This window comes from Burkholderia sp. BCC1047, assembly GCF_902833155.1.
In the GTDB taxonomy this organism is placed as follows: domain Bacteria; phylum Pseudomonadota; class Gammaproteobacteria; order Burkholderiales; family Burkholderiaceae; genus Burkholderia; species Burkholderia sola.
The window spans coordinates 15,467-34,733 of the sequence record NZ_CADFEH010000031.1 but is presented as its reverse complement, the minus strand read 5'-3'; the positions used below and the strand labels follow the sequence as shown (position 1 = coordinate 34,733).

Annotated in this window: 22 protein-coding genes; 16 read left to right on the top strand and 6 right to left on the bottom strand. The window is 61.8% G+C overall.

What is annotated here, in order from left to right; all coding sequences use genetic code 11:
- The first annotated feature begins 3 nt into the window (after positions 1-3).
- Genes HWX55_RS27120 through HWX55_RS27100 form a run of 5 tightly spaced genes read left to right on the top strand, consistent with a single transcriptional unit; the run spans position 4 to position 5,278 of the window.
- Entirely contained in the window at positions 4-315 is a 312-nt protein-coding gene (locus HWX55_RS27120) for a phage tail assembly protein (RefSeq protein WP_124453355.1), read from the top strand.
- Positions 315-434, top strand: coding sequence for a GpE family phage tail protein (locus HWX55_RS27115; protein ID WP_012327657.1), 120 nt, complete (start codon positions 315-317; stop codon positions 432-434). Before HWX55_RS27120 ends, HWX55_RS27115 begins: the two co-directional genes overlap by 1 nt.
- Positions 431-3,682: a hypothetical protein gene (locus HWX55_RS27110; protein WP_175977946.1), complete on the top strand. Its 3,252-nt coding sequence runs from the start codon at positions 431-433 to the stop codon at positions 3,680-3,682. The genes HWX55_RS27115 and HWX55_RS27110 overlap by 4 nt, the downstream gene beginning before the upstream one ends.
- Positions 3,683-3,695: 13 nt before the next feature.
- Positions 3,696-4,124 carry a phage tail protein gene (locus HWX55_RS27105; RefSeq protein WP_175977945.1) on the top strand — a complete coding sequence of 143 codons (429 nt, stop codon included), beginning with the start codon at positions 3,696-3,698 and terminating at the stop codon, positions 4,122-4,124.
- Entirely contained in the window at positions 4,121-5,278 is a 1,158-nt protein-coding gene (locus tag HWX55_RS27100) for a phage late control D family protein (protein WP_175977944.1), read from the top strand. The genes HWX55_RS27105 and HWX55_RS27100 overlap by 4 nt, the downstream gene beginning before the upstream one ends.
- An 11-nt stretch (positions 5,279-5,289) precedes the next feature.
- Here the strand turns inward: HWX55_RS27100 and HWX55_RS27095 are convergent, their stop codons facing one another.
- Genes HWX55_RS27095 through HWX55_RS27085 form a run of 3 tightly spaced genes read right to left on the bottom strand, consistent with a single transcriptional unit; the run spans position 5,290 to position 7,284 of the window.
- The gene (locus HWX55_RS27095; protein WP_175977943.1) at positions 5,290-5,955 is read right to left on the bottom strand and encodes a hypothetical protein; all 666 of its coding nucleotides are present in this window, start codon (positions 5,953-5,955) and stop codon (positions 5,290-5,292) included.
- Between the two features lie 57 nt (positions 5,956-6,012).
- Positions 6,013-6,771: an alpha/beta hydrolase gene (locus HWX55_RS27090; RefSeq protein ID WP_175977942.1), complete on the bottom strand. Its 759-nt coding sequence runs from the start codon at positions 6,769-6,771 to the stop codon at positions 6,013-6,015.
- 54 nt (positions 6,772-6,825) lie between these two features.
- The gene (locus HWX55_RS27085) at positions 6,826-7,284 is read right to left on the bottom strand and encodes a helix-turn-helix transcriptional regulator (RefSeq protein ID WP_006757083.1); all 459 of its coding nucleotides are present in this window, start codon (positions 7,282-7,284) and stop codon (positions 6,826-6,828) included.
- A gap of 83 nt (positions 7,285-7,367) precedes the next feature.
- Here HWX55_RS27085 and HWX55_RS36210 point away from each other — a divergent pair, with 83 nt between their 5' ends.
- The 11 genes from HWX55_RS36210 (at position 7,368) to HWX55_RS27035 (ending at position 14,250) form a co-directional block, all read left to right on the top strand.
- Positions 7,368-7,604 (top strand): hypothetical protein, encoded by a 237-nt coding sequence (locus HWX55_RS36210; RefSeq protein WP_081472749.1) that lies wholly within the window; start codon positions 7,368-7,370, stop codon positions 7,602-7,604.
- Positions 7,605-7,607: 3 nt separating this feature from the next.
- Positions 7,608-7,886, top strand: coding sequence for a hypothetical protein (locus HWX55_RS27080; protein ID WP_006757082.1), 279 nt, complete (start codon positions 7,608-7,610; stop codon positions 7,884-7,886).
- A gap of 11 nt (positions 7,887-7,897) precedes the next feature.
- Positions 7,898-8,146, top strand: coding sequence for an ogr/Delta-like zinc finger family protein (locus HWX55_RS27075; RefSeq protein ID WP_069240897.1), 249 nt, complete (start codon positions 7,898-7,900; stop codon positions 8,144-8,146).
- 88 nt (positions 8,147-8,234) lie between these two features.
- A complete protein-coding gene (locus HWX55_RS27070) occupies positions 8,235-8,429 on the top strand; it encodes a hypothetical protein (RefSeq protein ID WP_006757080.1) in 195 nt (64 codons plus the stop codon).
- 4 nt (positions 8,430-8,433) lie between these two features.
- Positions 8,434-8,628 (top strand): hypothetical protein, encoded by a 195-nt coding sequence (locus HWX55_RS27065; RefSeq protein WP_175977941.1) that lies wholly within the window; start codon positions 8,434-8,436, stop codon positions 8,626-8,628.
- A gap of 43 nt (positions 8,629-8,671) precedes the next feature.
- A complete protein-coding gene (locus tag HWX55_RS27060) occupies positions 8,672-8,866 on the top strand; it encodes a hypothetical protein (protein WP_175977940.1) in 195 nt (64 codons plus the stop codon).
- Positions 8,867-8,870: 4 nt separating this feature from the next.
- A complete protein-coding gene (locus tag HWX55_RS27055; RefSeq protein ID WP_017424051.1) occupies positions 8,871-9,233 on the top strand; it encodes a hypothetical protein in 363 nt (120 codons plus the stop codon).
- On the top strand, positions 9,230-9,478 hold the full coding sequence (locus HWX55_RS27050) for a hypothetical protein (RefSeq protein ID WP_175977939.1): 249 nt from the start codon (positions 9,230-9,232) through the stop codon (positions 9,476-9,478). The genes HWX55_RS27055 and HWX55_RS27050 overlap by 4 nt, the downstream gene beginning before the upstream one ends.
- A gap of 2 nt (positions 9,479-9,480) precedes the next feature.
- Positions 9,481-12,276 carry a toprim domain-containing protein gene (locus HWX55_RS27045; RefSeq protein WP_175977938.1) on the top strand — a complete coding sequence of 932 codons (2,796 nt, stop codon included), beginning with the start codon at positions 9,481-9,483 and terminating at the stop codon, positions 12,274-12,276.
- Between the two features lie 649 nt (positions 12,277-12,925).
- Positions 12,926-13,222: a DUF4224 domain-containing protein gene (locus tag HWX55_RS27040; protein ID WP_244140650.1), complete on the top strand. Its 297-nt coding sequence runs from the start codon at positions 12,926-12,928 to the stop codon at positions 13,220-13,222.
- Complete coding sequence (locus tag HWX55_RS27035) at positions 13,222-14,250, top strand: tyrosine-type recombinase/integrase (protein WP_175977937.1); 1,029 nt, start codon at positions 13,222-13,224, stop codon at positions 14,248-14,250. Before HWX55_RS27040 ends, HWX55_RS27035 begins: the two co-directional genes overlap by 1 nt.
- A gap of 302 nt (positions 14,251-14,552) precedes the next feature.
- On the opposite strand, the gene HWX55_RS27030 is transcribed toward HWX55_RS27035, so the two are convergent.
- From HWX55_RS27030 to HWX55_RS27020, 3 genes are all read right to left on the bottom strand, one after another.
- Entirely contained in the window at positions 14,553-15,707 is a 1,155-nt protein-coding gene (locus HWX55_RS27030) for a hypothetical protein (RefSeq protein WP_175977936.1), read from the bottom strand.
- Positions 15,670-16,644, bottom strand: a complete 975-nt coding sequence (locus tag HWX55_RS27025; protein WP_089430520.1) for a site-specific DNA-methyltransferase — start codon at positions 16,642-16,644, stop codon at positions 15,670-15,672. Before HWX55_RS27025 ends, HWX55_RS27030 begins: the two co-directional genes overlap by 38 nt.
- A 275-nt stretch (positions 16,645-16,919) precedes the next feature.
- Positions 16,920-18,743, bottom strand: a complete 1,824-nt coding sequence (locus HWX55_RS27020; RefSeq protein WP_175977935.1) for an ATP-binding protein — start codon at positions 18,741-18,743, stop codon at positions 16,920-16,922.
- Between the last annotated feature and the right edge of the window lie 524 nt (positions 18,744-19,267).

Sequence of the window (19,267 nt, the reverse complement as noted above, 5' to 3'; positions counted from 1 at the left end):
ACCATGTCCCTGAAACGAACCGACCCGCTGCCCCTCGATACCCCGATCGCGCGTGGCGAACAAAAAATCGATGCCGTCACGCTGACCATGTCGGGCAGCGGCGCGCTGCGCGGCGTCACGCTCACCGATGTCCTGCAGCTCGACGTCATCGCTCTGTCGAAGGTGCTGCCGCGCATCAGCAATCCGATGCTGACCGAGCAAGACGTGTTGCGCATGGACCCGGCAGACCTGGTCAAGCTCGGCACGGAGCTTGCCGGTTTTTTGGTCCCGAACTCCGTGAAGCAGGACGCATCCCTCGAGCCGTCGACGAAGTGATGGCCGACATCGCCCTCGTTTTCCACTGGACGCCCGACGTGATGAACGCCATGTCTCTCGACGAATTGATGACCTGGCGCGAGCACGCGCGCGTCCGCCACGAACGGGGCGATGAATGAGTGACCGTTCCCTGCGCCTCGAGGTCGTCCTCAAGGCGCTCGACCAGGCGAGCCGGCCGATCCGCGAGATCGCCACGAAGAACCGCACGCTCGTGAAAGAGCTGCGGGACTCCCGCGCGCGCCTCAAGGAACTCAACGATACGCAGCGGCGCATCGGCGAGTTCCGCGAGATGCGCACGGGGCTCGCCAACACCGCGACGAAGCTCGCCGACGCGCAGAAGAAGGTCAAGGAACTCGCGAAGTCGTTGCGTGAGGCTGGGCCGCCGTCGCAGCAGATGATTGCCGAGCTGGCGAAGGCGCGGCAAGCCTCGTCGAAGCTCGGCGCCGCGTTCAAGAAACAATCCGCCAGTGTCGACGAGCTGCGCAACCGGCTCGGGCGCGCCGGCGTCGACACGCGCAATCTTTCCGGGCACGAGCGCACCCTGCGCACCGACATCACCGCGACGACCGGCGCGATCGACGCTCAATCGCGCCGGCTCGACGCGCTGAACACCCGTCAGAAGCGCATCGCGGACGCACGCGCCAAGATGGGCGCCACGCGCGGCGCCGCTGCCGAGATGGCGATCGGCGGATATGCCGCGCGCGCGACCGGCTCGCATATCCTCAACGATCTGCGCGCACCGCTGGGCGAGGCGAAGAAGATCCAGAACGAGCGCGGCCGCATCCAGGCGCTCGGCCTGGGCGACCACGCCACGCAGGACGCCGAGCGCTACGTGCGCTCGATGAAATCGGTCGGCGTGTCGACGTCCGAGAACATGACGCTGATGCGCGACGCGATGTCCATTTTCGCGGACGAGCATCATGCGCAGATGGTCATGCCGACGCTCTCGAAGATGAAGTTCGCGAACGAGGCGATGTTCGGTGCCGGCCAGGGGCACGAGAACGAAGAAAAGTTCATGAACATGCTGAAGGTGATCGAGCTGCGCGGCGGCACGAAAAGCGAAGCGAAGTTCAAGAGCGAAGCGAACATGGTCCAGCAGGTGCTGTCCGCCACGGGCGGGCGAGTTGGCGGCGACGAATGGCGCAACTTCATCCAGACCGGCAAGGTCGCGGCCAAGCAAATGCGCCAGGACGCGTTCTATTACCAGATGGAGCCGCTGATTCAGGAAATGGGCGGGCATGCCGCCGGTACCGGCGTGCAGGCCGCCTACAGCAACCTGATGCAGGGCAAAACGACCGTGCGCGCATCGAAGCGCCTGGTCGAGCTGGGACTCGTCGACAAGAAAGACGTCGAACACACGACGACCGGTACGATCAAGCGCATCAAGCCCGGCGCGCTGATGCAGGGCGACCTCTTCAACGCGTCGCCGTTCGAGTGGATGGAGAAGGTGCTGCTGCCGAAGCTGAAGGCCAAGGGCATCACGTCCGACGCGAAGATCCTGGAGGAATTCTCCACGTTCATGACGAACGGCAACGGCGCGAATCTGTTCGCCACGATGTACATGCAGCGCGAGCAGATTCACAAGAACGAAAAACTGAACCGTGGCGCGTACGGCATCGACAAGCTGCACGAGCTGGGCCAGAAGCAAACCGAAGGGAAGGAGCTGATCGCGCTCGAGAAGGTGCGCAACCTGCGCACCGTCATCGGCGAGCAGGTGCTGCCCGTGTACAACCGCGCGCTCGAGCTGACGACGAGCGTGCTCGAGCGGCTGCTCGGTTTCGCGAAGGAATACCCGAATTTCACGCGCGCTGTCGCGATCGGCGCGGCCGGCCTCGGCGTGCTGCTCGCCGTGCTGGGCACGTTGACGATCGCACTCGCCGGCATCCTCGGGCCGCTGGCGATCGTGCGCTTCAGCATGTCGATGCTCGGCATTCAGGGCGGAGCATTCGCGCGCGCGCTCGGCGCCAGCGCCGGCGCGCTGCGCGGCATTTCCCGCACGGCATCCGGCGCAGCCGCCGGCGTCACCGCAGCCAGCAAGGGCACGCAGTCCGCAGCCGGGCGCATCCGTACGGCGCTGTCGAGCGCATGGCACGCGTCGTCGCCTCGAGCGGCCGCCTCGTCACTGCGCACCTATGTCGCGTCGCTCGCGCAGCGCGTACCGGCCGCATGCCTGGCCGCGAAGGCGTCGATCCAGCAATGGGGCGTGTCGGCCGCGACCGCGATGAAGGATGGCGCCGGCGCAGCGCGGCAGTACACCGTCCAGGTGTGGCGCGCCGTCGCCGCCCAGGTGGCCGCGACACGCGCGGCTGCGGCGTCGCGCTGGACCGCAGCCCGGCAGTACGTCGGCCGGCGCGGTGCGGCCGGTATTGCCGGCGACGCCGCGCGCGGCGGCTTCAATCTGGTCAAGGGTGGCACGATGGGCGCTATCAACGGCGTGCGCGCGGCGCTCGGCGGGCTCGCGCAGACGCTGCTGTTCGTCGGCCGCGCCGCGCTGATGAATCCGATCGGACTGGTGATCGCCGGCATCGCGCTCGCCGCGCTCCTGGTCATCAAGTATTGGGAGCCAATCAAGGCGTTTTTCTCGGGCTTCTGGCAGGGGCTGACCGAGGGCCTGCGCCCGCTCGCGCCGATCTTCAGCGGCGTGCTCGCGACGCTCGGCGCGGCGTTCGCGCCTCTGAAGCCCGTGTTCGACTGGCTGGTCGGCGCTGTGAAGAGCGCGTGGGACTGGATCACGCGCCTGTTGGGGCCGGTCGACACCAGCAAGAAGAGCCTCGACGCGGCGGCCAGCGCCGGCAAGGGATTCGGCGCGTGGCTCGCGGATATCGTCGTTGTCGCGGCGCAGGCTGCTGCGCGCTTCGTCGACTTCGGCGCGAATCTGATGTCCGGCCTGGTCAACGGCATCAAAAGCGGCCTGGGCTCGGTGAAAGATGCGATCGAGTCGGCCGGCGGCAGCGTGATCGGCTGGTTCAAGGAAAAGCTCGGCATCCATTCGCCGAGCCGCGTGTTCGCCGCGCTCGGCGGCTTCACGATGGCCGGCCTCGAACAGGGCCTACGCGAGGGCCAGGACGGGCCGCTGTCGACAGTGCTCGAAGTCGGCAAGCGGATCGTTGCCGCCGGCGCTGGCATCGGCATCACGGGCACGGCGATCGCCGGCGGCGCACCGCTCACGGTCGACAATCGCCCGCCGCTCACGGTCGCGTCGGCCGCTGCCCGCGCGCCGGTCGCGCCGGCGCCGATCACGATCCAGGTGTATGCGGCGCCCGGCATGGATGAGCAGGCGCTCGCGCAGAAGGTGCTGCAGGTGATGCGCCAGGAACAGGCCGCGCAGGCCGCGCGCGAGCGCTCGCGTCTGCGCGATCGGGATTGAAGGAGAGGTTCTCATGATGATGGCGCTCGGGCTGTTCGTGTTCAGCCTGTCGACCCTGCCCTACCAGGAGCTGAAGCGCCGGCGCGGCTGGCGCTTCGCCAGCAACAACCGCGTCGGCAAAAGGCCCGCGCGGCAGTTCGTCAGCGAGGACGACGAAACCATCAGCCTGTCCGGCGTGCTGCTGCCCGAGCTGACGGGCGGCGACATGTCCCTCGCGGTCATTGAGGCAATGGCCGGTCAGCACACCGCCTGGCCGCTAATCGAGGGCACCGGCCACATTTACGGCATGTTCACGATCGACAGCATCGATACGACGCGCACGCTGTTCTTCAGAGACGGCACCGCACGGCGCATCGAGTTCACGATCGCGCTGACGCGTAACGACGAGCTCGACATGCTCGGCATCATGACCGACGCCATCAAGGGGGCGATCTCGCTATGACCCTGACCGACATCCCCGGCGCCGACCTGGTGCAGCAGGTCGTGCTGGCCGACGATCGCGTGCCGCGTGCGATCTACTCCATCACGCTGGCCGGCAAGAACATCACGAAGAAGTTCGACGGCCGGCTGATCTCGATGACGCTGCAGGACAACCGCGGCTTCGAAGCGGACCAGCTCGATATCAGCCTCGACGATTCTGACGGCGCCCTCGAGATCCCGAGTCGCGGCGTCACGCTGAAGCTGGCGATCGGCTGGGCCGGTGCGGCGAATGGCCTGGTCGACAAGGGCGAATTCATAGTTGATGAGGTTCGGCACACCGGCACGCCGGACGTGTTGACGATCCGCGCGCGCAGCGTCGATCTGCGCGCGGGCCTGTCGATCAAGAAGGAGCGCTCCTGGCATCGGCAGACGGTCGGCGCGATCGTGCGCGCGATCGCCAGTCAGAACAAGGTCGAGGCGCGCATCAGCAAGGCGCTCGACGCGCAGCTCGTCGACCACATCGACCAGACGGCTGAATCGGACGCGAACCTGCTGTCGCGCCTGGCGAAGATGTTCGACGCGATCGCCACCGTGAAGAACGGGCTGCTGCTCTTCATCAAGGCCGGCGAGGCGACCACGGCGAGTGGCAAGCCATTGCCGGCCGTCACGATCACGCGCGACGTCGGCGATCGCCACGAGTTCGGCGTCGCCGACCGAGATACGTATTCCGGCGTGCAGGCGTTCTACCTGAACACGCGCACCGCGAAGAAGCAGTCGACGACCGTGAAGCGGCGCCGGCGTCGCACGACAGCGAAAAAGAAGAAGCCGATCGACAAGAGCGGCGACGTGTTGTTCGGCACGGCCGAGAACGTGAAGACGTTGCGGCACACGTACGCGAACAAGGCGAATGCGACGCGCGCGGCGAAAGCGGAATGGGAGAAGTTGCAGCGCGGCGTTGCAGAGTTCAGCATCGTGCTGGCGCTCGGCCGCCCCGAGCTGATGACCGAATTACCTGTAACCGTGCGCGGTTACAAACGTGTCATTGATGATTGCAACTGGATCATTGCGCGCGTTACACATTCGATCGACGGTAACGGCGGATTTACATCGGACCTCGATCTAGAGGTCAAGGCGAGCGAGGTGCCGGAGATCGACACCTCGGATGAGACTGCCTAGGCGTCGGGCCCTTACGCTGGCTCCGCTCCGAACCATGCTCCCATCTGCTCGCTTCGAGTGTGCCAGAGCTTCACATCGTTAAAGACCTTCGACGCGGACTTGCCGGACTTCTCGTCAAAATCACTCATCAGCGATCCAACGACCGGACCGACGGTCTTCGTCGTCCCGTTAGGGACCGCAGCCGTCAGGGCTGCGGTGGCCACGATGATAATGTTCGCTCCAGACTCCACCGTGCCGTCACCAGCGCCCATAAACACGATGCTGATCAGCTTCCCCGTGGTCTTACTGATAGAGCCGATCACATACAGGTTGTCGTTGAGCGCGGATTTGAATGTATCGGCGGACTCACCTTTCTCCACACGCGGCTTGATCCGGAACGGTTCCTTCAGTTTTACCATGATGGCATTGAAGTTTTTCGCGTACTGATCTGCCGTCATGTCCAGATCCTTTTCGGCAGCCTCCGCCTCTACAGGCGAATCGTCCTTTTGTTCGGTCTTCGCCTCTGCAGCCGAACTCGCCTTTTGCTCAGCAGCTTGTGGTGTTACGACGCTTGCCGCGCTATCTGGTGATGGGCTTTTGTTGCCCTTCTGATCGGAGCAACCGGATATGCCAACCGCCAACACCACCGCGAACACCACCGCGTTCCCGAATCCCGCAATATTGAGTGCTTTCTTCATCGATCCCCCGGATGCATGGCAATTGATTGCCTGTTAGAAATTTTTATAGTGCGCCGTTTAGTGCCGACCGCCAGGAGCGCGCTCCCATCGCGCACCTCGTACTCCGTCGGTAACGCACTGCTGGCGGATGCCCGCCTGCATGACTACGCCGCCTGGTGAATAGCGATTCCCGCCATACTCGCAGTGTTGTGGCAATTCGACTGCCTGAAATTGGGCTGGCACATCACGGCGGGACGCCACGACATACAGCGCAGCGGCCACCATCACCGCTGCGGCGATCAATACCGCCGCAACCCATGGCAATCGCTTTCTCTCTTGTTGTACTGGTGCCGACGCTGTTACTGGTACGGGTTCCGCGGCGGGAGTGGGTTCCAGTGGCGCCGCAACAATCGATGGACTGGGCTGTTCGGCGAGAAACTCATTCCGTACGGTCGACGGAGCTGCAGTCAAAACTGGCGCCGTGACTTGCGGTTGTGCAGGCGTTTCCGGCGTCTGGCCGAGAGTACCCCTGCGTATCCAGCCATCGAGATACTTGATCGCGCGCTCGTACACGTGGCGCGGCATCTCGTCCATTCTTTCGAAGTCGAACACAGACATGAGCCGACGGTACACCATCAACTTATCGGTGCCCGTCTTCGCCTGTATCTCAAACGCCTTGCGCGCGATCGCGTTGCGCTGCTTGTCGCTGATGAATTTCGTCACAACGGGCTTAGATTCACCGCCGTGGAAGTGCACGTTGACGTTCGTCTGCGCGCTATTGCTCTTCACATCCCCACCAGCAACTTGCCCGACATCACCACTGAACTTCTGATTCATTGACTTCTTTTTCTCCTACGGCTGGCCCTGCCGTGTAGTGCACTTTCGCTACAGTCAACTCTCTCGCTTCTTCTTCCGCCCCGCGCCACTCATGTTGATTGAGAAGGGGCCTGTCACATCACCAGTGACGTGCTGCCCGACGCTAGCGCCCTGAAAATTCTGATGAACCGTCGTGGCCTTCTTGGCAGACGGTGCGGCGGTGACTGGCTGCGTCATCCCCCCGATCATGCCCAACACGCCGGCGCGCCCCTGCGCGTCGAGCGAGCGGTATCCCGCCAACAAGACATGTTCGTCCGCCGATAGCTCCAACGTGCTGTGTTGCCCTGTCAGGACATAGAGCACGTCGACCCCAGCTTGGGCTACGGCAGACAAATACCCCCAATCAGGCGAACGATCGCCGCTCTCGTAGCGGCTTTGGGCGACGTTGGTCGTCCCTGCTCGGTCGGCAAGCTCGGCCTGTTTAAGGCCGAGCCGCTTCCGTTCCGCTTTTAAACGCTCACCAAAAATTTCCATACGGGCAAGTTTTCCGTTGCAATTTGCCAAATTGGCAATTACACTTAGCTTGTGCAAGGTTAACGAAGGGAAAGTATACCGCCATGCTTCGCAAGAAAGCTCCCATCACACGCTCGCCGCGCGGCGTCCTATCCAGCAAGCCTGTCTACATGCGGCTTATGCCGGATGAACGCCGCGCGCTAGAAGAGCTGTCCACGTTTCTGAACCGGTCGACGTCGAGCGTCGCCCGTCTCATCTACCTCGAGGGCGTTGAACGGTACCGCGCCAAAGTTACCGGCTCCACGGCTCAACCGCACTCAACCTCTTTTGCCAGGCGTTGAGTCATGCAACCACCCGCCCTAATCGAACCCGCGTTGCGCCATGCGTTGCATGGTCCTAAACGTCACGAAGTACAAACAGCGCTCGGATGGGACGACTCCGAAGTCAGCCGTTTTTTGAGCGGCGGCAAGGGCATCGTCATCGACAAGATTGACACGCTAGTTGCCGCCGTTGGCTTCGTTTGTGTGACCCGCAAATATCTCGACGCTGTCGCGACCTTGGGTGAAGTCGGCATGTTCTGCCAATGCGCGCGCCAAGGTCGCGGCGAATGCAGCCGCCCGTAGGAGCATCCCGAATGAAATTGAAGTGCCATCACTGCGGCAGCCGCGCCGTCATTCGAACCAGTCGCACGCTGTCCGCTCTCGTTCGCGAGGCGTACTGCCAGTGCACGAACATCGAATGCGCGACGACCTACAAGATTCACGTCGCGACCGTCCATACGATCGCGCCGAGCCTCAATCCGAATCCGCACGTGTACGTGCCGATCGGCAAGGTTGATCGGATTCCGACCGATTCGCGACAGCTCCCGCTGCTCGACGCCTAAGCCCTAACCCGCCTTTTCGCTGAACACCCATCGCGCCCGCTCTGCGGGCGTGAGGGACTCCTTTTGCCTGAAATTTCTTGGAGGCCGTATGCAGACGCTGATCCCCGCACCGATCGCCGCACTCGCCCAATCGCTGTCCTACGACGAGCGCGTCGCCTACCTCACGAAGATCTCCGCTGCCGACGTCCGCGCCGATGTGTTCGTCGCGTACGCCCGTGCCTTGGGCTTCGTCGTGTCGTGGGACCTAGCGCGCGGCACGCCGGTGCTCGACTGGATGCACTGACGCAATGCGCGCGCCCCTCACCGAACTCGACCTGCGCGCGATGTGGCGCCGCCTGCGCATGGTCGGGAATTTCGATGCCCTATGTCCGGCCGCCCGCCACGCCTTCGAATGTACGGCGAACGTATGGCGCGATCGAGAACCCGCGCCCGAGTTGCCGGCCATCGACGGGAAGCGCCGCGCCGCGAACGACTTCGACTGATCTTTCCGCGCCGGCCGCCGGCACACTCACCTGGAACCACACCATGAAGCCCTACGTCTTCAGCATCGGCGTGCTGCTGATGCTTTCCCTTTCCCTCACCGGCGTCTACTACCTGGCCGCCGACGTGCTGCGCCTGTTCGACGTTCGGCTCGCCCGGCCGATCGCTTTTGTGATCGGCGTCGTCGCAATGATCGCCCTGGTCGCAGCGCTGGCCTGGGCCGTTCCGCCGCGGGGCTGACACGATGACGAACGAGCCCACCATTCGTTACGAGCTGCTGACTTCGGCCGGCCTGCGCACTGTCGCAGGCGATCACGTCGCTATCCCGAACGACGCCGGCGCCACGTTCGGCATTCACACCGAGTCGCACCTGCACGACGGCCACCCCGAAAAGTGTGTCGTCACGCACCTGATATCGGGCATCCGCATCGGCCACGGCGCGACGCGTACCGCAGCCCTCGCGAACGCGACGTCGAATCTCGAACGCAACCGCAAGCGCCTGCGCACCATGCTCGACCAGGCGATCACCTCGCGCTACGAGCTGCAGCACGCCGTTCAACGCCTGCAACAGAACCATCACGACATCCTCGGAGGCGCAGCAGCATGACGCACACAACTACCCCTCACGACGCCGCGCTCGCGGCTTCCATCGCGGCGGCCGCCGACGTTCTTCGCTTCGACCATGAACCCGGCGGCCTGCAGCGCGTCGCGGTGCTCGCGCTGTTCGTCAGCGTCCTCGGCGATCGCCTCGCGCTTGCCTTCCCGGCTTCGGCCGGAGCGCTGCGCGCGCTCGTCGACAGCCCCTCGACACCCGGCAACCCTGCCGCCCTCTCCCTGCACCAACAGCAATAACGATGGCCTCGATTGACGAACTGAAACAACGCATCGACCTGCACGACCTCGCCGATCGCCTCGGCTTGAAGCGCGGTCGCGGCGGTGACCGCGCGCTGTACCACTCGCCGCAGCACGACGACAAGAGCCCGTCCCTGTCGATCTACGTGAACCACCCGAAGCACGGCACCGGCTGGCGCGACCATAGCGCCGACGTCGGCGGCTCGTGTATCGACCTGGTCATTCACACGCGCGGCGGCACGGTCGCCGACGCGGTGCGCTACCTGCACGACGCGTACGGCATCCCGCTCGACCGCCAGGCGCCGGCCGAGCGCCGCGAGAAAACGACCGTCGAGTACATCGCCGATCGGTGCTTCGCCGAGCGCGACCAGGTGCGCGATTACCTCGTCGGCCGTGGCATTTCCGCCGGCGCGATCGACGCGGCGATCGCCGCGCGCTCGCTCGGCTTCAACACGTGGACCAGCTCGAAGGTCGCGGCCGGCGAAGTGGGTCACGCCGGCCCGGCAGCCGCGTTCATCGTGCGCGCACCGGGCGACGGCCGCGTCGTCGCCGTCGACATGCGCTATGTCGATCCGGCGCTGAACGGCGGAGTCAAGACGCAGACCCAGGGCGACAAAGCCGGCTACGGCTGGACCGCCGATCCTCGCCGGCTCGACAAGGCGAAGCGTGTGTTCATCGTGGAAAGCGCGATCAACGCGCTGTCGATCGACACCTGCTCGGTGCCTGGCGCCGCTGCGCTCGCGCTGCGCGGCCTGGCGAACGTCGACGGCATCGACTTCACGTTCCTGCGTGGCAAGCAGGTCGTGATCTGCCTGGACAACGACGAGCCGTTCGCGGACGGCCACCCGCGCGCCGGCCGCCGGCCTGGGCCGGAAGCTGCCTGGGCGCTCTATGAACGGCTCACGGCGCTGAACATCAGCGCCGTGCTCGTCGACCAGGCGAATTGGTTCGCCGACCTCGCGGACGGCGAGAAGGCCGTCAAGCCGATCAACGACGTGAACGACTACCTACAACTGCGCGGCCCGGCCGATCTGCAGCGCGCACTCGACCAGCTCGAGCCGTGGCTCATCGCCGGCCTCGCCGGCGACACCACGCGTCGCGGCCGGCCGCGCATCTTCCTGCCGTCGCACGACTTCGCGCAGTACTGGCGTTTCCGTGTCCGGCCGGACTTCACGAGCTACATCACGAAGATGGACAAGAACGAGGAAAGCGGCGTCGAGACGCCCGTCATGACGGACCTGTGCGGCTTCCGCATTGCCGGCATCAGCCGCGTGTCCGTCGCAAGCGCTACGTCGACGATGACGGGCGACGCCGACCAGGCGCCCACCGTCTATTTCGCCGTGTCGGTCCAGGCGCCGCGCCACGGCGCGCAGCTCGTGCGCCGCGTCATGCTCGACGACCAACTGCACAACGTCGACCAGTGGGGCAAGTTCGGCCCGATCTGGTCGCCGGCGCCGTTCAAGCGCATGGTCAACATCCTTGAGCGCGGCGCCGACCTCGGCGCGCGTCAGGCGGCGAACTTCGTCGGGCTCGCCTGGCGCGATGGCCGTCTGATCGTCAACGAGGGACCGGACTGCTACTTCACCGAAGCCGACAAGCAGTGCCCGTATCACAACCTCTCTTTCCCGAGCGGCCCGGCCAGCGACGCGCGCCGCGTCATCGCGGCATACCAGGCTACGTTCAAGCAGAACGCCGCGACGATTCCGCTCGTGTGGGCGCTCGGCGGCCACCTGAAGGCCTTGCTCGGCTTCTGGCCGCACATCACGATCCAGGCGAACAAGGGCGCCGGCAAGTCGACGCTCATCAAGCGCCTCGAGCGCTCGCTCGCGTTCACGATGTTTTCCGGGCAGTCGCTGCAGACCGAGTTCCGCCTGCTGACCAGCATCAGCCACACGAGCCATCCGGTCGGATGGGAAGAGCTGTCCGCGCGCCGGCAGGACGTGATCGACAAGGCCGTCGGCCTGCTGCAGGAGAACTACCAGTACACCGTGACACGTCGCGGCACCGACATGACGGAATACCTGTTGTGCGCGCCCGTGATGCTGGCCGGCGAAGACGTGCCTGTGCGCAGCCTGCTCGGCAAGCTCGTGCGCACGACGCTGACCGGCAAGCGCGGCCCGCTGATGCCCGACGACCTGCCGCGCTTCCCGGTGCGGCAGTGGCTCGAATTCCTCGCCGGCCTGGACAAGCGCGCCGTGTCCGACCAGTACGCGACGCTGCGCGACAAGGCGCTGGCCAACTGCCGCGCGAGCGGCGAGGACGACGGCGCGAAGCGGATGGCCGGCAACTATGCGGCCGTCGCGCTCGCCTGGCGCTACCTGTGCGAGTTCGCCGGCATGGACCCGAGCGAAGGGGACTTCCCGCGCGACCTGCTCACCGAAATGAACGGTCACGTTGCCGAGACGAGCGCCGATCGCGAGCCGTGGGTCTGGATCATGGAAACCGTGCTCTCGGAGATCGACGGCGGCAACTACAAGCACCCGTTCACGTTCGATACCGTCGACGGCGAGTTCTGCCTGCTGCTGCGCACCGGCCACGTGATGGACCACATCGCCCACACGAGCGCACTGCGCGACAAATGGAACGGCCTGCCGGTGAAATCCGATCGCGTGTTCAAGGCGCAGCTCAAGCACGCCGGCGTCGTGGTCGGTGAGAAGGAAGTCGAGCGGCGCATCTACACCCGACGCGTGCCGTACCTGACGCCGATTTCGCTCGACCGCCTTGCCGGCTTTGGGCTGCACGTATCGATTCGCGAAGACCTCGCGACCGATGCGACCGAGCAGCGGGGCCGCGCATGATCCGCTCACAGCCAATGCGGCCGCCGTGCGGCCGTACCCCTTCCGTCACTCTTTCCGGCCGCGTAGCGGCCCTGTACTCGGGTTTCCGGTGCGTGCGTCGATGCACGCAGCAATCGGCGCACGTCGTCACGCGGCCGCCGTACTGTCCGCTTCCCCCCGTACCCCCCGCGAGTCGAAACGGCCGGGCAACTACGCGAGCCTTGAGGGAGAGGGGGCGCCCGGACCGGTTTTTCCACAGGGAACGGGCAGGCAACGCACGCGAATCGTGGTTTTCGGGGATGTCCGCTCGTAAGTCTTTGATTGTTGAAAAGAGTGCCGCCACGTGTCGCCCCGTATTTGCCACTAGTCGGGCCGTTTTTGCCACTAGTCCGGTTTTTGCGCCGGCCGCCGCCGTCCCTTTTTCTCTTCTCTCTAATTCATTGAAAAAGAAGAAGAAAGAATACGTAGAAGGGGCGGAAATTGACCGAAAAGCCATGCCACGAGTCGCGCGCGTTTTGCCACGAGTCGCGGACGCTGCCTATTTTTTAGGCCATGAGTTGGAAGGGGGTGCCACGGGTTTTTCATGGCAACTAGTGGCATACACAACCATTACGAATCAACGACTTACCGTCGAAATTCGCGTTAGCCACGAGTCCACTAGTTGTTCTGCGTGTCCCCTCTTTACGCGTTGAAAATCACCATGCAAGAATATTCACGTCGCGGCTCGCAGCGCGGCACCGGCGCGTATCTCGGCCGACAAGAACTGCGCGAACTGACCGGCACGCCGCAACGCGCGCGCCAAATCCTGTGGCTCGCTCGACAGGGTTGGCCGCACGTCGTCGACGTGCACGGCCGCGTGTTGGTCGCACGCGCTTACCACGACAAGCAAATGGGAATCGTCGAATCTAAACAAGTGCGTGCACCGCAGGCCGCCGGTCTCACGGCGCTGAATCTCGGCGCAGTGTGATGGCTGGCAAAGCACAAACTCCAGGTGCAATTCCGCGCTTCCGTTCGCGCAAGAACGCGGACGGCTCGCTGCGCTACTACTACGATCACGGCGAGGTGGACGGGCGGCGCATTCTTGAGCCGCTCGGCACTGATCGCGTCGTCGCACTCCAACGTTGGGCCGAGTTAGAAGGTGCGCGTGCGCCGTCGTCGGAAACGACGCGGCACACGTTCGCCTTGCTCGAGCAGGCCTACCGCACACGCGAGCTGCCGCAGAAGTCTGCGGCGACGCAACGCATGTACGACCTGTTCCTCTCCAGGCTCGCTGGCGTCATCGGCGATCGCGAGCTCGACACGCTCACGCCGGCCGACGTCGCCACGATCTGGCGCGCGACGGCAGAGAAACGCGGCGTCGTGACAGCGAACCGCACGAAGGCCGTGCTGTCGCTGGTCCTGAACTGCGGGCGGCTGTGGGGCATGATGACGATCGCGAACCCGTGCGCCGGCGTGCGCGGCAAGAAAGAGACAGGGCGCCAGGCCATCCTCATCGATGACGAGCTATATGCAGCCGTCTACACGGTGGCCGACCAGCCGCTACGCAACGCGATGGAACTGGCCGATCTCTGCGCACAACGCCCTTCGGACGTCCTGCGCGTGCAGCGCTCCAACATCGTGCGCGGCAACCTCATCTTCCGCACGCAGAAGACGGGCGCATTCGTTACGGTACAAATCACAGGCGATCTCGCGGCACTGATCGAACGCTTGCTGGCCTGGCGTGGTTCGAAGGTCGACGTCTCTCCCTATCTGCTGCGCGACGAGGAAGGCTATCCGCTCACCAAGGGCAAGCTGCGGTCGCGCTTCGACAAGGCACGCGAGCGGGCCGGTATCGACAAGGCGAAGTTTCAGTTCCGCGATCTCCGCGCGCGCGGCGTGACGCACAAGACGATCGACGAAGGATTGGAGGCCGGACAGCGCTTGGCGGGTCACAGTGGACCGGGCATGACGGCGCGTTACGTGCGAGGCGCACGGCCGGTTAAACCGTCTCGCTGACGCGCATTGGAAACGTGAGGGGGGTATTGGAAACGCGAAGGGGCTACGCAAACATCGCGTAACCCCTTGTCAGATATGGTGCCGGCTGCAGGACTCGAACCCGCCACCTGATGATTACAAATTTCCTTGCAAATCAATAAGTTATTGATATACAAGGAAAAGTAGCCGTAACGCAGCGCAATACAAAGTACTTTGTATTCAGCAACTTAGCGTAACTGAGCGATTTCTAGAAAAACTTGTCCGTGTACCACTATTGCACCGGACGCATGGCGGGACAGTCGCCCCCTACCATCGTCCGCTCCTCATTTTCTCACCCCGCCCGATGAAGGACGCCGACGTCTCCCCGTCCCTGTCGTTTTGAACGCAGGCCACCACTTACCAAGCCGCGTCCGGATGGTAGATATCACCGACTGCTCTCCCTGAATCGATTGAAGCATATGCATCGGAACCTCAGTGAATGCATGATGAGTCATTCTTTCTGGCGACACACGAATGAAGTGCCGGATCACTACCGGTGAAATCGACTGCGGTTTCTTTGCGTCTAGATCGAAGACACAGATATAGGCGTTCAGCTTAGGCTCATCCGGCGCACCAGGATTAACTCGCAGTCGCTTTATGCCGGGAGACTCGTCCTCTAGCTCTGGCGCTCCCAAAAATGGTTGCCAGCTGTCCCATACGGACTCGGGAATCGCTAGCACTGTACCCGCAGCAGCTGATCCATCACCGGCCAAGCGGAACTTAAGCAGCATCTGATAGAACGTCCGCTTGAACACGTTGGCTATGTTGGGGCCCTCAACATTTTCACCTGACCAGTGCTCCAGATTACTCCTCAGCGCGTCAGCAAAAGATTCCGGATGGAGCCTAAGGCCATCGCGGAGATTGGAAACCGCGTGCTTGTACGACCCATGGTAGTCCATCGTTTGAATTTCGAGAACACCATAGCGCGAGACGTCAAAGCCTCCGTTTTCGGTCGGACAAATTTCGACAATGGTGACGTCAAACGAAAGCTCTGGTGATCGGTTCGTTCCAATCACAGAAACTTCGCCGCCGAGTTTGTCTTGGAAGAAGACATAACCCGCTCCATTTGCGCGGATTTCATCTGTAAGCCTGTCGAGTTCCGCGGCGTCGCCGAGAATAGATACAGGAATCGGTTCGACGGCATGCGGAAGATTAAATATCAGCTGACAGCCGCGTGAAACTATCGATGAGCTAATGACCCGGTACGGACAGACAAGCCAATCTTGACGAGCTCCGTTGCTTGAACTACTGATTGTACAAACGCCTTTGCTGTTTTCGTTTTTAACGCAGTTGGCTGGATGATGAAGAACATCGCTGAGAAATGGGCACTTGTTCGCGCCAACACCAGTTACTCCCCCGATGTCCAACCGGACATCGGGATATATACGCTGTCCGAACCATTCACTGACGTAGTTTCCGCGCGGCTTGTTTTTTGCCATTGAGTTTTTTTTGTTGAAGTTTGACGAAGACGCTTTGAGCGTCGAAACCAACGGCTTTTCGACCATGCTTCAGCGCTACTTCGAGTGCTCGGCCGGTACCCGAGAATGGATCCAACACGACACCGCCGGGTGGGCAAGATGTCAGGATCCGTGGTTCGATCAGATCATGAGGAAAAGTCGCACTATGCCCCCCCTCGCCCGGCGCAACGTTCACTGTAACTACGTCGCCAGCACGAGGCTCAGCTTGAGCAATATCGTAGTAGTAAGCTGGTCGGCCGGAAGTTGGCTTCTTCACAAAGTGGAAAAAGTGTTCATGCACAGACCGCAGTCGATCACCTTCTGGGCGAGGTACTGCATTTGGCTTATGCCAGATCACGTCGTTGCGAAGAATCCACCCCCTCTCCTGCATAGCAATCGCGAAGCGGGCCGGAATGAGAAGTAGATTCTTCTCCTGACGGAAACCGCCCAACGGAGTCTTGCGTCGATGTCGCTCCTCGGAACCTAAGCCTTGACGACCCTGCTCGCGAATGCTGGCCCACCGCGCGAAATAGGTGTCGCCGATATTTACCCACATCGAGCCGCTACCCTTCAACCCGGATCTAGCCTTGTCCAGAATTTCGGCCAAGTGCTGCACGAACCACTCAGGGTACGGTTCCAAGCCCAGCAGACCACCTCGGCTTCTATACCAGTGGTAGCCTGGGCTGACGGCACCAATCTTCCGAACTGTGGGAATATCGTTGAAGTAGTCCCAGTTATGAGACAGGCCATAGTCGCGATGCCCCCAGTACGGCGGGGATGTGATGATCAAGTCAACAGAAGCCTTGGGAAGGGTCTCGAACAGATCGAACGCGTCGCCGTGATGCACCTGCACCACGGGATCCTGTTCATGCTGCGTTGACTCGGCAGCGGGTGCGATAGCGGCTATACGTTGTTCCATCCCGCAATCTTATCGTATTTGAACAGGCTGCTGCGGCCTGATCAGACACTGGACACGACGGCTAACCGATCGCTGCAACTTCGCGCGGACAGGACTCTGACTCGCGTTACGAACAGCAATCCACAGCACCATCGCGCTGCCCGATGTGGCCTCCGGCTCGGCCCCCTCGCAATCCCCTGTTGGTGGGAGTCGCCTATACGGCAAGGGGACGGATTGTCCCGTCCTCCCGACCGGAAGGGATACCACACTCCCCCCCGGCACACCACGACGACCGCTTACAACATCTCACCGATCCGGCGGAACCAACCTTGCACCTCGCCAGCAGGATCGCGCGCAACCAGACGTTCCGCTGTCATCAGCGGAAACGCCCTATCGGCAAGGCGCAACTTTGCCGCCCCATCTTTCATCACACCGTCAAATTTCTGCTGTGCGGAATAGGCTTCGGCGAATAGTTTTGGAACAGCCTTTCCGTCTGCTCCGGGCTCGTCAACGACGATGACGTCGACGCCGAAGGCATCTCTAATAGCATCTGCATGCAGATAGCATTCGATCTCATACTTCATCGTCTGCGTCGCCCATGAACCGTCCGTCCGCAGGTTCACCTCAGCAACCGATTGCGCATACTGGGGAACATCTCGGTCATAAATGTGGACTTCGGGACGATTGAGCGAGCGCAGGTAGTGCTCTGCGACCCAGTGCTTGAGCGTTGACCCGCCGAGCAATACGAAGGCAACGCGCTCGTCACTGGCCAGATCTGGCACAGTCTCATCGGCCGCATGAAGCGCCCGACTAAGAGATTTGAGCGCGACCACATCGGTTGGCCCTTCAACACAGAGAAGAACCTTGACTCGGCTATCGGGCACTACGCCAAGCGTTTCGGCCACCTGCCCAAAGACGTCAGCCCCCTCCTGCACCACAGGATTGCGCTTTTCATCACGCGTCACGAATCTAATACTTGCGGTAGGCAAATCCGACGCAAAACCGGGACTGTGCGTCGTGAGCAATACCTGACACCCGAACTCCGAAGACAATGCCTTAAACGACTCGATTAGAACACGCTGATTGTTCGGATGCTGGGCGGTTTCTGGCTCCTCGATTGCGTAAATGATGCTCCGACTCGCGCCGGTTTTCAGGCGTCGCTCCGCTTCCGCCTTGAAAAAGCTGACCAGAACAAGGCGACGGACTCCGCTGCCACGCTTGTTCAGGGGAATACCGTCGTCCGTGTCCAATCCCACCGAAAACAACCCCGTCCACTTGGCTGCAGTCGGCGGCAAAAATTGCGGCGTCAACTCTTTAGCCAAACTGGGGTCAATTGTTTTCAGAGCCTCATGGGTATTTTTCGCGATTAATTCGGCCTTTTCTCTTACCTTTTCTTGAATTCGGCCGATGTCATCCTGTACCTCCGCAATGGCAGCAGCCACCGCCGCCTTCATCGGGTTTTGCACTTCTCCATCAGAATCCCTGCTGCTCCGGTCGCTCTGAAACAACGCAAACATCGGAAGGTAACTCTCAAGCTGGTCCCAAATCCGCTTGCTATCTTCTTTTGGTTTAGTAACAGAAAGTTCGACTTCTTTCAGCTCTAAATCCTTTGCTGCAGCCCAAAGTGCCTGCCGCATGCCCGGATTTCCCTTAAGCGCAACATCGATCTTTTGCTCTTTGATGAGTTTTTGCAGATCCTTTTCCTTTTGCTCCAGAAGGTCCGACACGCCGAGAGCAGTTGGATGATTCGCCAAGATGAAAACTTCCGCAGACGGGGTTTTCTTACTGCAATCGAAAACTTTTTTGATTTTTAGCGTGCCTTTATCAGAAAGCAGATATTCCGCCGCGAGACTAGTTTCGGCTCCCGCATCAAGACTCAGCGCCGGAGGAAGATCGGAGAATTCACAAGCAATCGAAACTTGACCATCACCGCTGTAAATATTAGCATCGCCCTGCTCAATCTTGACTGTGTCGTTATTGAAGAAGATTTCCAATGCCTCAAGAATTGATGATTTCCCGATATCGTTTTTCCCGACAAAGGTTGTCAGGTCACCGATAGGCACCGTGACCTCCTCGCGATAACAGCGGAAATTTCTGATTGAAACAGATTCTAGTCTCATCGCTTCCCTCTTAATTTTGATTTCCGGTCTTTTATAGGCGCACTAGTTTATAGCGTGGTGAGCCCTCACTACCTGCAACGTTCCCCACGTTGGTCCAACAACAGCTCTCGCGATTTCCTGTCAGCCGCTCCTTGGCACGTCTGCCGTATCGCGCCCCCATGCTTCCGAATAACTTTGTTTTCCCCAAAATCATCATAGCATTACGGTCCACGTACCGATAACACTCTGATACAGGCCCCATATGGCGCTTTCCAATGCGAGCCTTTCCTGCCCCCGCCGCACTTAGACTCACTTCACCCGATTGAGTCCAGTGCAGCGCTGCTCAAAAAATAGGCGGTGTATCACGCGGTGATACAGGCTAGTTCTGTGTCATCGCGTGATACACCCTAGTTCTGTATCGCCTCGTGATACAGAACGAAGTTAACGATTGAGAACAATACCGCGCGGGCTGTTGATACTTCCTCGAACGGAGCCTGCCGCGCACAATGCGCCGAAACCGACGAGCAACCCGCGCGGGCGGATCA